10 protein-coding genes are annotated in these 16103 nt (G+C 57.9%); 8 read left to right on the top strand and 2 right to left on the bottom strand.

Translation table 11 applies throughout. From position 1 onward, the window contains the following. The first annotated feature begins 298 nt into the window (after window positions 1–298). From H5P29_RS26300 to pyc, 4 genes are all read left to right on the top strand, one after another. Entirely contained in the window at window positions 299–2356 is a 2058-nt protein-coding gene (locus H5P29_RS26300; RefSeq protein WP_154387612.1) for a hydantoinase/oxoprolinase family protein, read from the top strand. Continuing rightward, window positions 2353–4140 carry a hydantoinase B/oxoprolinase family protein gene (locus tag H5P29_RS26295; protein ID WP_154387611.1) on the top strand — a complete coding sequence of 596 codons (1788 nt, stop codon included), beginning with the start codon at window positions 2353–2355 and terminating at the stop codon, window positions 4138–4140. The genes H5P29_RS26300 and H5P29_RS26295 overlap by 4 nt, the downstream gene beginning before the upstream one ends. Window positions 4141–4685: 545 nt before the next feature. Further along, on the top strand, window positions 4686–5456 hold the full coding sequence (locus tag H5P29_RS26290) for an XRE family transcriptional regulator (RefSeq protein WP_154387610.1): 771 nt from the start codon (window positions 4686–4688) through the stop codon (window positions 5454–5456). A gap of 125 nt (window positions 5457–5581) precedes the next feature. Beyond that, entirely contained in the window at window positions 5582–9040 is a 3459-nt protein-coding gene (gene pyc, locus H5P29_RS26285) for a pyruvate carboxylase (RefSeq protein ID WP_185910203.1), read from the top strand. Between the two features lie 138 nt (window positions 9041–9178). Here pyc and uraH read toward each other — a convergent pair whose 3' ends face one another. Beyond that, a complete protein-coding gene (gene uraH / locus H5P29_RS26280; RefSeq protein ID WP_154387411.1) occupies window positions 9179–9523 on the bottom strand; it encodes a hydroxyisourate hydrolase in 345 nt (114 codons plus the stop codon). Next, entirely contained in the window at window positions 9523–10422 is a 900-nt protein-coding gene (gene uraD / locus H5P29_RS26275) for a 2-oxo-4-hydroxy-4-carboxy-5-ureidoimidazoline decarboxylase (RefSeq protein ID WP_154387410.1), read from the bottom strand. Before uraD ends, uraH begins: the two co-directional genes overlap by 1 nt. An 811-nt stretch (window positions 10423–11233) precedes the next feature. Between uraD and H5P29_RS26270 the strand changes: the two genes are divergently transcribed. From H5P29_RS26270 to H5P29_RS26255, 4 genes are read left to right on the top strand one after another with little or no spacing between them, the layout of a single operon-like run. Then, window positions 11234–12052 carry a polysaccharide deacetylase family protein gene (locus H5P29_RS26270; protein WP_210252546.1) on the top strand — a complete coding sequence of 273 codons (819 nt, stop codon included), beginning with the start codon at window positions 11234–11236 and terminating at the stop codon, window positions 12050–12052. A gap of 22 nt (window positions 12053–12074) precedes the next feature. Next, entirely contained in the window at window positions 12075–13265 is a 1191-nt protein-coding gene (locus H5P29_RS26265) for an FAD-dependent monooxygenase (protein WP_185910202.1), read from the top strand. After that, window positions 13262–13939 carry a hypothetical protein gene (locus H5P29_RS26260; RefSeq protein ID WP_154387407.1) on the top strand — a complete coding sequence of 226 codons (678 nt, stop codon included), beginning with the start codon at window positions 13262–13264 and terminating at the stop codon, window positions 13937–13939. The genes H5P29_RS26265 and H5P29_RS26260 overlap by 4 nt, the downstream gene beginning before the upstream one ends. Further along, the gene (locus H5P29_RS26255; RefSeq protein ID WP_154387406.1) at window positions 13936–15069 is read left to right on the top strand and encodes a CapA family protein; all 1134 of its coding nucleotides are present in this window, start codon (window positions 13936–13938) and stop codon (window positions 15067–15069) included. Before H5P29_RS26260 ends, H5P29_RS26255 begins: the two co-directional genes overlap by 4 nt. Window positions 15070–16103: the final 1034 nt, after the last annotated feature.

Genomic DNA, 16103 nt, shown 5'->3' with positions numbered 1-16103 from the left:
ACGCTGAGGCACACATCGCCGGCAGTGATGCTATCCCGGCAAATGTCGCTACAGCGCGAAGACCAGGACAACCATATTTCTAAAGACGGTCTAACGCGTGTGTGGTGATCGGGCAGGCGATCCATATCAACCAGATGAGGTTTCGCCGAAGTGCTCCTTGCTCAAAATTACCTTGCCTCACTCAACTTGTCCAAATTTTTCACCATTCACTATTGACAGTTGTAACCTATAGGATAGCATGTTGTACCTATATGAAAGGTGAGTTCAGTCTGGCTCGCCGGGAGGAGAAAGAAACTGTATGTCGTACCGACTGTCAGCCGATATTGGCGGAACATTCACGGATCTCGTGTTGGTGAACGAGGCAGGGGAGATGCACGTCCATAAGACGCCTTCCACGCCGCGGGACTTCACCCAAGGGATTCTCAATGGAGCAAAAGAGATCGTCACGGCACGCTTAGGCTCTGGCGATTTGGGTGCCATTGACACCTTTGTGCATGGTGCAACCGTTGTGCTTAACGCGTTGCTTCAGCTTAAACTGCCTCGTACTGGTCTTATAACGACGACGGGTTTTCGCGATGTGCTTGAAATCATGCGAACCAACAATCCGTTCATGTACGATCTCCAGTATGTTAAGCCATCGCCACTGGTACCCCGGTCGCTCCGCTTGGAGGTAGGGGGGCGAATTCGTCATACCGGGGAGGAGTTAGTTCCTCTCAATGAAGACGATGTTCGCTTGGCTGCGGCCCGTCTTCGCCAAGATGGAGTCGAGGCTGTGGGGGTCTGCCTGATCCATGCATATGCTAGTTCCGCGCACGAAAGGCGAGTGGGCGAAATTCTCGCTGAGGAGTTGCCTGGTGTGACGGTGTGCCTTTCGTCGGATGTTGCGCCCGAATGGAGGGAGTTCGAGCGCACCTCGACCACGTGTATTAATGCTGCGACCGTGCCAATCATCTCATCCTATCTTGGTCGATTGTCGGAGCAACTGAAAGAGCGGGGTCTGAAGCGCGACCTACTGGTGATGCAATCGAATGGTGGCGTTATGACCACTGATGCAGCATGCAAGTGGCCCGTACGCACTGTTATGTCAGGGCCGAGTGGTGGCGTCGTCGGAGCTGCCACCCTGGCAGCGCAAATCGACGTCCCTAACGTGGTTACCCTTGATATCGGCGGCACCAGCAGTGATATGGGTGTCATAGCAAACGGACGCGCTATCACCGTAGTTGAGAGCGTCGTTGCGGACGCTTGGCCCGTATTGGCGCCGATGATCGAGATTCTCTCAATTGGGGCTGGAGGGGGCTCCATCGCTTGGCTAGATGCAGGCGATGCCCTGCGAGTTGGCCCCCAGAGCGCAGGCGCAGACCCGGCGCCAATCTGCTATGGAAAGGGTGGTACGGAACCCACCGTAACCGACGCAAATGTTGTGCTAGGTCGAATTGACCCCGAGTATTTTCTCGGTGGCCGTATGCGCCTGGATGTCGATGGCGCCCGTGAAGGCGTCGGACGGATTGCTGATGCGGTAGGCCTTTCGCTTGAGCAGGCTGCCGATGGGATTGTGCAGATCGCCAACACCCATATGTCCAAAGCCATTCGCTCTATTTTGATCGAGAGAGGCTATGATCCACGTGATTTCGTGTTGATGGGCTTCGGCGGTGGAGGTGGGCTGCACACTGCGGCAGCGATGCGCGAGTTGTCCATTCCCCACGGGATTGTGCCAAGCAATCCAGGAGCACTTTCTGCAATTGGAATGCTTGGGACGGATTTCCGCCATGACCGCGCGCGGACGCTGGTGCGACCAGTCGCTGATCTAGATGCCAATGAGGTCGAGAAAATCTTCGCCGAGTTGGAGGGCGAAGCTCTGGCTGCATTGATCGCAGAAGGGGTCGAGCAATCGGCTGTGGAGATGCGGCGGTCGGCAGATTTGCGCTACGTTGGACAAGAGTATCACTTGAGCGTGTCTCTTCCGTCGCGTGGAGAACCCTTGGTAGCCGAAGAGCTTTCATCGCAGTTCAACCGCGAGCATGAACGTATTTATGGCTATTCCACCCCTGATTCACCGGTTCAACTCGTTAATCTCCGCTTGGTTGGAATCGGCCACACCGAAAGTCCGGCGTTGCCGCGGATCGGTCGACGGCCAGATGGTGAATCGCTCGAACCGGTGAAATGGCGAAAGGTCTATTTTGCAGGCTCAGGCTGGACAGAGACCCCGATATACAGCGTGGAGAACGTCCTAGCGGGCGACACGCTACCAGGCCCGAGTATTCTTGAGGATCCTCGCTCTACGATGCTGATCTTGCCCGGTCAAAGCGGTGAGATCGACGAGCTACGCAACCTGCATATTTATGAGGTAGTAAAGTGACCATTCGCATGAACACCGCTATGAGTACGGATCGCGCGGCGGCAACCGTTGATGCGGTCACTCTTGAAGTAATCCGCGCAGGGCTGATCTCTATAGTTCGCGAAATGAGTGTGGCGCTTACACGCACCGCCTACTCTACAATTATTCGCGACGTGCACGACTTCAGCTGCGTCGTCTTCGACGCGCGTGGCCGGCTCGTTGCCCAGGCAGAAGGTATTCCCTCATTTAACGGTTCAATGAGCTTTGCTTTGGATGCAGTGAGGGCAAAGTTCCCGCTTGGCGAAATGAAGCCAGGTGATGTGTTTATTTCCAATGATCCGTACTTCGCGGAAGGATCGTCGTTCCACAAGAACGATATCAATATCCTGATGCCGATTTTCCACGAGGGCCAGCTGGTTATGGTCAGTGCGAGTAAGGCGCATTATCTGGACATTGGCGGAAAGAATCCCGGAAGCTATGCGCCTGACGCAGAAAATACGTACCAAGAAGGACTATGTATTCCGCCTGTGAAGTTGTACGATTCTGGCGTGCTGAATGAAGCAGTGCTCGATATCTTCCTTGGTAACGTCCGTGTGCCTGATACTGAGCGCGGGGATTTGTTCGCGCAGCTGGCGGCAGGGAAGACAGCGGAGCAGCGCTCAATTGAACTTGTCGCAAAGTACGGAGCCTCTACGGTTGCAGCGGCTGTAGATCATTTGCTCGACCATGCTGAAAAGATGGTTCGGGCGGCGATTGATCGAATTCCCGACGGTACTTACCATGCTGAAGGCTTCCACGATGGCGATGGTACTACCGAGGATCCGATCCCCCTCAAAGTTGAAGTTGTTGTTGCCGGCAGCGACATCACGGTCGATGTTACGGGCAGCGCGCAACAGCGAAAGAGTTCGGGCGGTAACGGCCATTGGCACACGACAGTTGCCGTGACGCGCGAAACGGTTATGTTTTTGTCTGACACTACGATGGGTACAAACGAAGGATCGTATCGGCCCATCAGTGTTATTGCCCCGAAGGGTTGTGTATTCAGACCAGTTTCCCCCGCTCCGACAACCACCGGCACTGCAGACCTTTCCGTGCGGCTGATCGAACTCATACTGCAAGCGCTCTCGCCAGTACTTCCAAAGGAAGTGATCGCCGGAACGTTCGGCACAGTGAGCGCGCTTACTCTCGCAGGACGGGATCCGGACGGCCGCGAGTTCGTTCACTTTTCGCCTTACGCGGGTGGCTGGGGAGGTCGGGCGCGCAACGACGGTAATAGTGCCATGGTTTCTCTGCTATCCGGGGACAACTACAACGTGCCTTGTGAAGTAATGGAAACCCGCTTTCCAAGCCTCCTCGCCGAGCGGTATGCCCTTCGGGAAGGTTCCGCAGGTGCGGGTCGGCACCGCGGCGGTTGGGGCGTGGACTACGACTATCGGGCTCTTGTCCCGCTTGAGCTAAGCGTCGCACTGGATCATTACAACTTCCCGCCTGCAGGCCTTTTCGGAGGTCATGATGGTGAAGGCAGTGCTCTGGTGCTTGATTCTGGAGGTGAAGAACGCATACTACACCAAGCGGCAGGTGTCGTTGTTCCGGCGGGAACGGTAATCAGTCATAGAACTGCAGGTGGCGGCGGCTATGGTAATCCCCTGGAGCGTGATGCGGAAGCTGTAGCGATTGACGTAAGGGACGAACTGCTCACACCTTCGCAGGCAATTGAAATTTACGGCGTCGCTTTCGGGCCAGATGGTGAACTTGACAGGACAGCTACAGAGCAGCTGCGCTCTGCGCGGCTTGTCAATTCCTAGAAGCAGAGACGGCCAGTCCGTCGAGCATTTCCAAGGCTCGACGGACGAATCTGAACGCTGGACTTGTTCCGTTCACTCAGGCCACGTTGTACAGTGGAGGCACTGCGAAAGGCCACACTGATTAAGTCGTTTGCATTCTCCGGAATTGCTGAGTCTGCGTGTAGCGAGGAGCTTGCTGTGCTCCGATTTCAGGATTGCGACCGCAGTGACTTCTCAAGTGCAATGAAACATGGGCTGTTTGATGATTGCCGGGCCCATAGCGGCTATCACGATTTCGACGTTGCTTGCACTTGGTTTGTATGGCGCTAGCGGACCAATTTGGCGCACCCAGCCTTGCCACGTCCCACTGTGGCCCTTGGCGCTGTTCAATCTACTGCATTAGTGCCCGTCCGCCGTTGGGGGCTTCAAACTTGGGCATCAATACACACGGTTGAGGTGCTTGCTGCAGAGTATCAAGCCAAGGGCGTCGCGCGGAACCGTCGCACGATTAATCCGACTGTTGCACGAGCCTATCGCATGGATTTTCCACAATTTGAGGTGCCGGCATGTCTACTACAATCACCAATCGTCAGGCCTGCCCTAAGGGATCGCCTCATGGAGCGGTTGCCGGCAGAAAGGCCGTATCGGCTCCGCTGCGCCAGAATCCCCACGCAATTCGTTCCCCAGAACTGGAACTCCAGACAGCGATCGGCCGGGAGGTGAGGGCCTGTCGCAGACGCCGCGGAATCACTGCTTCCGAGGTCGCGGAGACCGCAAAAATCTCTGTTGCAATGATGTCGAAAATCGAAAATGGCGCGCTCTCGCCTTCGCTAGCTACGCTGCGTGTTGTGTCTCGAGCGCTTGGCGTGCCGGTGAGCGCGCTGCTCAAAAATTGTGATGTAGAGCGCAGTGCCGTATTTGTTAAGGGGGGGCGAGGTGTCGGCGTCCCAAGCCGCTGTGCCCCGCTAGGTCAACAGCAAAAGCCTCTCGGCAATAGCGTATCAGGTTCCGGCCCGATTTTAGTACAGCCTTTCCTTGTGACGCTTACAAAAGATACCGACACCTTTCCGTTGTTCCGACACGAGGGCCTAGAGTTCATCTACCTGCTCGAGGGCGAGATGACTTACCGCCATGGGACAAATCTGTATCATATGAGTGCCGGCGATAGTTTGTATTTTGAGGCGGATTCGTCTCATGGCCCCGAACATTTGGCGAGCTTCCCGATCCGGTTTTTATCTCTTAGATGTCATCTGCAATGTGAACAACGGCCTCAATCGCCGGTTCTTTTGCGATGGCCGATTGAAAACGCTGGGAGGGTTCGATTAGAAACAGCATAGGTCTTATTGTAAACGAGATCGCTTTAAATCGCAGAATGATTGGTCTGTAAAAGCATCGCGTCTTTGTGTCAGGGAAATTAACGAAAATAACATCCCTGCGACTGTACTTATTATAGGCGGCTCCCGTGTTTATCAAGAAGATCCTCGTCGCCAACCGATCCGAAATCGCCATCCGCGTCTTCCGCGCGGCCAATGAGCTGGGGCTCAAAACCGTGGCGATCTGGGCCGAAGAGGACAAATACTCGCTTCATCGCTTCAAGGCCGACGAAAGCTACCAGGTCGGCCGCGGTCCACATCTCACCAAGGACATGGGGCCGATTGAAAGCTACCTGTCGATCGAGGAGATCATCCGCGTCGCCAGGCTGTCGGGTGCCGATGCCATCCATCCCGGTTATGGTCTGTTGTCGGAGAGCCCCGAGTTCGCCGACGCCTGTGCTGCCAATGGCATCACCTTCATCGGGCCGAAGCCCGAGACCATGCGCCGGCTTGGCAACAAGGTGGCGGCGCGCAACCTTGCCATCGAAGTCGGTGTGCCGGTGATCCCGGCGACCGACCCTCTGCCCGACGACATGGACGAGGTGAAGAGGCTCGCCGCCGAGGTTGGCTATCCCGTCATGCTCAAGGCCTCATGGGGCGGCGGCGGTCGTGGCATGCGCGCCATCCGCAGCGAAGCCGACCTCATCCGCGAGGTGACCGAGGGCAAGCGCGAGGCCAAGGCAGCGTTCGGCAAGGACGAGGTCTATCTTGAAAAGCTGATCGAACGTGCCCGCCACGTCGAGGTGCAGATCCTTGGCGATACGCATGGCAACGCCGTGCATCTGTTCGAGCGCGACTGCTCGATCCAGCGCCGCAACCAGAAGGTCGTCGAGCGCGCACCAGCACCTTACCTCAGCGAGGAACTGCGCCAGGAGCTGTGCGGTTATGCCCTCAAGCTCGCCCGCGACACCGCCTATGTCGGCGCGGGCACTGTCGAGTTCCTGCAGGATGCCGACACCGGCAAGTTCTACTTCATCGAGGTCAATCCGCGCATCCAGGTCGAACATACCGTCACCGAGCAGGTGACCGGCATCGATATCGTCAAGGCGCAGATCCACATCCTCGACGGCTTCGCCATAGGCACGCCGGAATCGGGCGTGCCTGTCCAGGCAGACATCCGCCTCAACGGCCATGCCTTGCAGTGCCGCATCACGACCGAGGATCCGGAGCAGAACTTCATTCCCGACTATGGCCGCATCACCGCCTATCGCGGTGCCACCGGCTTCGGCATCCGCCTCGACGGCGGCACGGCCTATTCGGGCGCGGTCATCACTCGTTTCTATGACCCGCTGCTGGAGAAGGTCACGGCCTGGGCGCCGACACCGCACGAGACCATCGCGCGCATGCACCGGGCACTGCGCGAGTTCCGTATCCGCGGGGTGGCGACCAACCTGACCTTCCTCGAAGCGATCATCACGCACCCGGCCTTCCACGACAATTCTTATACGACGAGGTTCATCGACTCGACGCCGGAACTGTTCGCCCAGGTCAAGCGCCAGGACCGCGCCACCAAGCTGCTCAACTATCTCGCCGACGTTACCGTCAACGGCCACCCGGAAACGCGTGGCCGCGCCGCGCCCAATCCAGAGGCCGCAGCACCCGTCGTGCCGTGGTTCACCGGCCCGATCCCGGACGGTACCAAGCAACGGCTCGACGATCTTGGCCCGGAGAAATTCGCCGCCTGGATGCGCGGCCAGAAGCAGGTGCTGATCACCGACACGACGATGCGCGATGGCCATCAATCGCTGCTCGCCACCCGTGTCCGCACCCATGACATCGCCAGGATCGCAGGCACCTACGCGCGGGCGCTGCCGCAGCTCCTGTCGCTCGAATGCTGGGGCGGGGCGACATTCGACGTCGCCATGCGCTTCCTGACCGAAGACCCATGGGAGCGGCTGGACAAGGTGCGCCAGGCGGCACCGAACATCCTGCTGCAGATGCTGCTGCGCGGCGCCAACGGCGTCGGCTACACCAACTACCCCGACAATGTCGTCCAGCATTTCGTGCGCCAGGCGGCGGCCGGCGGCGTCGACCTGTTCCGTGTCTTCGATTGCCTGAACTGGGTCGACAACATGCGCGTGTCGATGGATGCCGTAGGCGCCGAGGGCAAGCTGTGCGAAGCGGCAATCTGCTACACCGGCGATATCCTCGACCCGAACCGCGCCAAGTACGATCTCAAATATTACGTCGGGCTGGCCAAGGAACTCGAGGCCGCCGGCGCTCACATCATTGCCGTCAAGGACATGGCCGGCCTGCTCAAGCCGGCGGCGGCGCGGGTGCTGTTCAAGGCGTTGCGCGAGGCGACCGACCTGCCGATCCATTTCCACACCCACGACACGTCGGGCCTTTCGGCCGCAACGGTGCTGGCTGCGGTGGAGAGCGGTGTCGATGCCATCGACGCGGCAATGGATGCCTTTTCGGGCAATACCTCGCAGCCTTGCCTGGGCTCGATCGTCGAGGCGCTGCGCGGCTCAGATCGCGATCCGGGCCTGGCGCCGGAATGGATCCGCCGCATCTCGTTTTATTGGGAAGCCGTGCGCAACCAGTATGCCGCCTTCGAGAGCGACCTGAAAGGGCCGGCCTCGGAAGTCTACCTGCATGAGATGCCGGGCGGCCAGTTCACCAATCTCAAGGAGCAGGCGCGCTCGCTCGGCCTCGAAACCCGCTGGCATGAAGTGGCGCAGGCCTATCACGACGTCAACCTGATGTTCGGCGACATCGTCAAGGTGACGCCGTCGTCCAAGGTCGTCGGCGACATGGCGCTGATGATGGTGAGCCAGGAACTCACCGTCGCCGATGTCGAGAGCCCGGCCAAGGACATTGCCTTCCCGGACTCGGTCGTGTCGATGCTGCGTGGCGATCTCGGCCAGTCGCCCGGCGGCTGGCCGGCAGCGTTGCAGAAGAAGGTGCTGAAGGGCGAGAAGCCGATCATCGCTCGCCCCGGTTCGCTGCTCAAGGCGGCCGATCTCAAGGCCAACCGCAGTGACGTCGAGACCAAACTCGGCCGCAAGCTCTCGGAAAACGAGTTCGCTTCCTTCCTGATGTACCCGAAGGTGTTCTCGGACTTCGTCGGCGCGCAGGACAATTATGGCCCGGTCAGCGTGCTGCCGACACCGGTCTATTTCTACGGCATGAAGCCCGAGGACGAGGTCTTCGTCGACATCGAGAAGGGCAAGACGCTGGTCATCCGCTGCCTCGCCGTCGGCGATGTCGACGAAAAGGGCATGGTGACGGTGTTCTTCGAACTCAACGGCCAGCCGCGCCGCGTCAAGGTGCCGGATCGGGCGCATGGCGCATCCGCGTCCAAGGCAAGGCGCAAGGCAGAGCCCGGCAATGATGCCCATATCGGCGCGCCGATGCCGGGTGTCGTCTCGACGCTCGCCGTCGCGGCCGGCCAGCCCATCAAGGCCGGCGACGTGCTGCTGTCGATCGAGGCGATGAAGATGGAAACCGCACTGCACGCCGAGCGCGACGGCACGATCGCCGAAGTGCTGGTGCGCGCCGGCGACCAGATCGACGCCAAGGACCTGCTGGTCGTCTACGGCTGAGGCCGATGTTGGCTAAGCTGGGCCAAAGTTACGCGATCGGCACAGCATCAATCAAACAATCGCCTGAAGAGATTACCTGGACGACTTTTGGCCGCCAGCCCGTCACCGCGAAACGCTTCGTGTAGGCAAAGCAAATCATCAAGTCCCCATGTAGCTTTGATATCCCCACGGTGCCACAACTAGGGGTACGTGATGGTGTACATGGGTACTGACAATCTTGAACCGCACTGGCACGAGTTCGAAGAACGTGGCGTCGGTGCCACCGCGGCGAAAATAATCCTTTACATGGAACATCAACTCGAATGTTCCTGACATCATATCTGATGAGGTGAGAACCGGTTCGTCGGTCCGACCCTCGGCATTGGTGAAGAGTGTCTTCAAGTGAAACTTATCTGTGCCGTCCAGGCGCAAGAAATCGATCCGCATGCCGCCGCCCGGGATACCATTCATTATGTCGAGTACGTGTACGGTCAAACCAGCCATTAACGGACATCCTCGCGTGTTGGCCCGGAAGCGAGCGCCGGAATGCCGCCCTTGTAAACTGAAAAGGCATAGCGCCCTACAATAAGTGGGATATGGTAATTCTGGTAGGGATCATCGACCTCGAACAACACGGGTATCACGTCAATAAACGTGCTGGGAGTGCCGTGCTCGGCGAGATATGCTCCAGCCTGCAGGATCATCTGGTAACGGCCCGGCCGCATTTCCTCGGCGTCAAGCAGTTGGGCGCGGCCGACTTCATCTGTCGTCACCCTTGCGACTGTCGTGTATCCGCTACCTTCGAACCGCTGCAATTCGATCACCATTCCCTGCGCACCACCGGCATTGCCGCTGTCGAGGACATGGGTCGAGATTGCGCGGCGTGTCCTCTGGCTCTCCCTAACCCGTTCGCGCAACCGGCGCTCCGTAATCTGCCCGACCTGTTCGATGCAATTTTCGATCTCGGTCTGACGGTCGTTCAACAGACGCCGCCTGTGTTCGGCAACAACGGTGTCGCGCTTTACGTGAAGCCGCAAGCATATCATGCAAGGGAAGCCAAATTTCTCGTCGTAAAGACGGTTAAGCTCCGTCATCTCCGAGAATTCTGCCTCGCTGAGGCGATCGAGGCCGAGCCGGCTTTGTTCTGAACTAGAATCGGGTGTCATTTCACCAGCACGCGCCTCGCGGCCGCCGAGTTCTGGATGCCCCCGCAGAAGGCCCACCTTTTCACTTTCGTCGCATCGTCGCACCACATCCATCATCTTTCGATGCATTTCATACACCGATGCGAACGGACGGCTAAGACAAGCCCGCTCAGCCACCCAGGGAGCATGCTCGAAAATGCCTCCGAATACATCAACAAATTCGCGCAAAGTCATTCGATTGACCTGGTCAATATCCACGGTTCACCTCATTCGCACATACTAGGATGCCGGCTTCCATCCGGAGATCGGCGGTCAAGATCTGTAATTATAAGTATTAAATTATACGATTAAAAAATAACGAATAATTATTGCACAAATATTTAGCATATAATCATTAATTTATCTTAATAAAATACCAGTTATTGCATGCTAATTGTGATTGGGTAGTAGATATTCCATCAAGCAAAGGTCAATCGATATGCTCGCACTGTTGTCGATCCCGTGTGATCTGAGGTCCTACCGCTTGCCGGGTTCGTCTCGTCGCCGTCGCTCACACATCCGATGATGTTGGCTGCTTCAGCCCAGGTTCCGGAGACCTGGCCAGCGCAAAGGGGAATGCTGGCTACTGTTTCAATTTTGGGCCTCTCTCCATCGTGGCGCTGGCGCCTTCACCAAACCATACATGAGGAACGCCAATAGTCAAACCTGTATGATAGCTATTGACACGCTGAGCCCTGTATGACAGCTATTCCATGCTAACGAAGGGGCACGCGAGGAGGGATATGGCCTTTTCGCAATAGCGAGAAACGCGTCGATCGCGACTATCTGATAGTGGGGCATTTGGTCGGTCGCGGGAAGGGTCACGCCATGCGTCCCTGAACATGCGAAGTTCACAGGCCGGGGTGCTTTTAGACGTGAACAACGTGAAAGCATTGTTTCAACAAAGAACAGGTTGAGCTGCGAGGGAATGGGTCAAATGAATGGGAACCATCCGCAAAAGGACAGGAATTATCGCGGGTACGGCCGTCACGCTCCCCGCGTCTTTTGGCCCGGAGGCGCTCGGGTAGCAGTGAACATCCAGGTCAACTACGAAGAGGGGGCCGAGTATTCATACGCTCGCGATGGTCGCAACGAGGGTGCCGGTGAATTCCTTGGCTCTCTGTCTGGCATAGCCGATCGGTCGGTAGAGTCGGCGTTCGAATATGGGAGCCGAGCGGGCTTCTGGCGCTTGGCGCGGTTGCTTGATGAATACAGGATTCAGGCAACAGTAAATGCCTGTGCAGTGGCGGTCGAGCGCAACTTGGAGGTTGGCGACTACCTGCGCGAGGCCAAGCATGAGATTGCCTGTCACGGGTACCGCTTTGAGGAAGTTTGGAACCTGACGCGGGAGGAGGAACGCCAGCGGATACACGCCGCCATCGAGTCGCTGACCAAAACCTGCGGCGAACGGCCGGTTGGCTGGATATCGCGGTTGATGTCCTCTGACAACACCCGCGAACTGTTGGTGGAGGAGGGTGGATTCCTATACGACTCGGACGCCCTTAATGACGATCTGCCCTATTTCGTTGATGTTTCCAACAAGCCACATTTGGTCGTGCCGCTGTCGTTCACCTACAATGACGGCCGCTTTATCATGGGCGGCTGCGACGATCCGGCGGCTTTCGCTCAATATTGTTGTGGTGCGCTGGACGAACTTCGGCGCGAAGGCATTACGCATCCGAAAATGATGACCGTCAGCCTGCATCCGCGGATCATTGGACAGGCAGGAAGGATTGTGGCGTTGCGGCGGTTCATTGAGCATGCGTCGGAAGCCGGAGACGTATGGTTCGCGCGGCGTTCTGACATCGCGCAGTGGTGGATTGATCATCATAAGGAATTTGCATCATGAAATCTCAGAAGGAGTGCCGGTTATGAGCCGTCCGCTTCGTGTAACGATAATTGGCGCAGGAATTGGCGGCCTCAGCGCCGCCGTTGCGCTACGCAAGATCGGCGCTGACGTCACCGTCGTTGAGCGGGCGCCTGAACTGCGGGCTGCTGGTGCAGGAATATGCATGTGGCCGAATGGAGCGCAGGCATTACATGCGCTTGGCATTGCTAATCCCCTCGAGATGGTCAGCCCGATATTGCATCGGGTCTGCTATCGCGACCAGCACGGTCGTGTGATACGCGAAATGTCGATCGACAAACTCACTGAGCTTGTCGGGCAGCGTCCGTTTCCGCTTGCGCGGTCCGATCTGCAGGCAGCATTACTGTCGCGCCTCGATCCGGCCCTGGTGCGACTGGGGGGCGCCTGCGTGAGCGTAGAGCAGGATGCAAACGGTGTCCGCGCTGTCTTGGATGATGGCACCGAGATCGCTTCCGACCTGTTGGTGGGCGCGGATGGTATCCGCTCAGTAGTCCGAAACCACGTTACCGGAGGAACTGACCGACTGCGCTATCATTATACGACTTGGCTCGGTCTCGTCTCCTTTGGCTTGAACCTGACCCCGCCCGGTACCTTCACTTTCCATGTTCAGGATTCCAAACGCGTGGGTCTGCTAAACGTGGGAGACGACAGGCTCTACTTTTTCTTCGACGCCGTTCCGAGCGGCGAGGCCAATCCCGATGGCGTGCGGGCAGAACTTCGGCATCATTTTGATGGATGGTGTTCTGAAGTAACAACTCTTGTGGAAGCCCTCGACGAGGCGAAAACGAACAGGCTGCCCGTGCATGACCTCGACCCTTTAGCGTCATTCGTGAACGGACGCATTGTTCTGATTGGCGATGCCGCGCACGCCACGACGCCAACCTTGGGGCAAGGCGGTGCGTTGGCTATGGAAGACTCACTCGTACTGGCTCGCCATCTAGCCGAAAGCACCGATTATGGGAGCGCGCTCGCCAGTTACGATAACGAGCGTTTAATGCGAACACGCCAGGTTGTTCTTGCATCACGTGCCCGTACGGCGGCGACGCTCGGAATTGACAACACCTCGGCACAGACTTGGCAGAAGCAGTTGACCGACGACGCCAGCCAAGATTTTCTGGAGCAACTCGTGGATATCCATCGCGCTGGCCCGCTGGCAGCCTGGCCGCATGATCGCCAAGAGGGCGTAGCAACATGACTCATTCGTTGATTGTATCTGTCGACGTTATAACCCAGCACCGGCCGGCGTTTGAAGAATGGTTGCGATCTTCTTTCCTTGCCGCGACGGGAGTGCCCGGCGTAGCCGCAGATCCGGTGTGTTTCCGAGGCATGCGGGTCGAGACGCGTTACCGTACCTATCAGCCAACTCCATCTTACATTGTAATTTTCCAACTCGAGGGTGATCCGGCTGAAGTGACTGGTGCCAAGGCTTTTTCCGACTGGTGGACCAAAGGCGTCGCAGCGCGGTTCGAATGGGTTGAAAAGCAAAGTTGGGTCGTCGCTGAGTTAGTCTCCGGCCCGCCGCCGCCTTTCGACTACTCCCGTGTGCTGTTTACCCAGGTCGATCTCAGACCAGCGCATCAGAGTGGTTGGGCCCGCTGGTATGACGAGGTTCATATTCCCCAATCACGGCTTGTCCCAGGAATGTTCCGTGCGGAAAACCGACGCTTTGCGGCGGTCGAGATCGCCACGGCACGTTGGCATTGTTCGGCCAAACCGTCTTTCATACATTTGGTGCCTATCGAGGATAGTGCCGATATCGTGCAGGGAGCTGCTACGCCGGAATTTCTTGCCTTGATCGCAGATACCCAAGCACAGTGGGCCGGCGCCCTTGAAAGCGCTGCGTCGACACTCTGCGAGCGGTTTCGATGAGCCGCTCCGGCAAACTCATCGTTGTCGGAGACGTTGTCCCAACCCGAGCACTGCCAAGCGACTGGCACCCGTTCGGCGAGGCGGACTTCGTGTTTGGTGACCTTGAGGTCCCGCTAACTGAACGCGGACTGCGCTGGGACAAGCCGGTCTCCTACCGCGCGGCTCCAGACCGAGCTCGCGAACTGGCTGGTGTCGGCTTCGGCCTGGTAAGCCTAGCCAACAATCAAGCAATGAACTATGGCCGCACCGGCCTAGTCGATACGATCACTGCTCTTGATCAAGCCGGGGTGCCATTTATTGGTGCTGGGCCTGACCTGGAGGCAGCGCTGAAACCTCACATCACCGAGTTGGGCGGTAAGAGGATCGCCTTTATCGGGCTCACCTGCGTAGCCCCACGGCACTGGGACGCGGGTGCAGATCGCAGCGGCTTGGCTGTGCTCCGACCTCGCCAAGCGGCCGAAATCGACCCCGCCTGGGCTGCTGAGGAACCGGGTGTTGCTCCGACCGTGCATACCTGGCTCGATGACGATGCACTCGCTCGTGCCGCGGCTGCTGTTCAACGGGCGCTGGAGCACGCAGATCTGGTGGTGGCGGCCGTCCATTGGGGCGTTGGGTCCAGCTATCAAATCACGGGCTACCAGCGTCAGCTTGGCCATGCGCTGCTCAATGCCGGGGCGGCTCTTGTGCTTGGCTCGCACCCGCCTCCTCTGCAGGGGTTCGAACGAACGAATGCTGGGCTGATATCCTACAGTCTGGGCACCTTCATCCGCCAACAGCCGCAAGAGGGAGTTGGACTGGCGCTCAGCGCGGCATATTCTAGGATGCCGCGAGAATCGGCAATTCTTGAACTGACTGTCAAAGGCGGCCGGTTCAGTGAGGCGCACGTTCACCCTGCGGTACTGGACGACGACGGAATTGCTCGCCAGGTCAGCGGCGAACGGGCACGACGCATAATCCGAACCATCCTTGATCGTTCTACAGGGCTAATTCCTAACCCGGCACAAGGGGAAGAGCCGGAAACCTTGACCATCCATCTGGACAATGAGTTCGCCACCGGATCGGATCGACCATCGGATGGAAGTATGGTGCCATCCGGACCGGAGGTCGCCGCGCGCCAAGGTCCCCGATAGCGCTGTCAACAATTGGTCTGATCGACCATCGCTCGTCAATGACCGGCTACCGGAGGGGCGAGTCGGAGGCAGAGGCTCTAAAAGTTGAGTTCGGCGGGGCTACCTGCAGCTTAAGAGTGATCGAAATACCGCTCGTCTTCGATACGAATGATCGCCTCAGCGGTATGCTTGCAGGAGCCGCAGGCAGCTACCTCAGCTTGTCGCGACGCGCGACAGCGCCAGGGTTGGCGGCCTTCGACCGTTTTCGAAGCTGGCGTAAAAGTGCCTGCTATCGTGGATAGTAGCCATGAGATTTCCCATGGATTGAAGTCGCTCGCCACCGCCCTTGGTGTATAGGTGCTGGCAAGCTGAACAGTGGGCACTGGTCGCCGGCAGCGCTTCGCATCGGTTTGTAGTGTCAATCCCACCGGCCCGCGTCATTGTCTACGACGCCCTCTTTACGATTGGCGGTGGGCGCTGACGTCTTCACCTGTTCCGCATACCAAAGGCAGGCTCATTGCATTTGTTCGTTCTCGGGGATCGCGAGGCAATTGGCGGTGATACAGCGAAGGTTCGGTCCATTGTCAGGCGGCGGCCTTGCGATGGTGTAAGCGCCGCTGTCCGCTTGATCTATTCTGCTGCATCAGAACGGCCCTGGCCGCGCCCGACGTAGAGAGGACGTGAGGTAGTCTCTCCTGATGGCGCCGAGGATTTTAGAGTTCGAGGAAGGCTGCAAACTGGGTATCGCGACCACCTAACGAAAGGTGGGTCTTCGAGCTGGATTCGTTTCTTCATCGTCTGGCGCCAGCGTTCGATCTTGCCCTACGTCTTAGGGTGACTGGCATCCGCAATGAGCCTGAAATCATTCGTCTCTCTATGGACCCTGAATTTGTTCATTGCCGTTAAGCCGGGCGGCGCCTTTAGGTCAATTGCCTATATGATAGCTATTGACACAAGGCTAGCTATATGAAAGCTTGCTAAAAACAAAAGAACAAAAAAAGGGAACTGGAATGGGGAAAATGCAGGGCATGTTTCTGGACGTGACGGCTACCGCC

This window comes from Aminobacter sp. MDW-2 (assembly GCF_014250155.1).
Classification (GTDB): domain Bacteria; phylum Pseudomonadota; class Alphaproteobacteria; order Rhizobiales; family Rhizobiaceae; genus Aminobacter; species Aminobacter ciceronei.
Note: the sequence above shows the minus strand (reverse complement) of the source record. Positions and strands in the feature narration are given on the sequence as shown.

What these genes read in the sequence shown, in the direction of transcription:
- H5P29_RS26300 (WP_154387612.1), top strand. Translation starts at nt 299, where the DNA reads ATGTCGTACCGACTGTCAGCCGATATTGGCGGAACATTCACGGATCTC.
- H5P29_RS26290 (WP_154387610.1), top strand. Translation starts at nt 4,686, where the DNA reads ATGTCTACTACAATCACCAATCGTCAGGCCTGCCCTAAGGGATCGCCT.
- uraH (WP_154387411.1), bottom strand. Translation starts at nt 9,523, where the DNA reads ATGGCTGGTTTGACCGTACACGTACTCGACATAATGAATGGTATCCCG.
- H5P29_RS26265 (WP_185910202.1), top strand. Translation starts at nt 12,075, where the DNA reads ATGAGCCGTCCGCTTCGTGTAACGATAATTGGCGCAGGAATTGGCGGC.
- H5P29_RS26260 (WP_154387407.1), top strand. Translation starts at nt 13,262, where the DNA reads ATGACTCATTCGTTGATTGTATCTGTCGACGTTATAACCCAGCACCGG.
- H5P29_RS26255 (WP_154387406.1), top strand. Translation starts at nt 13,936, where the DNA reads ATGAGCCGCTCCGGCAAACTCATCGTTGTCGGAGACGTTGTCCCAACC.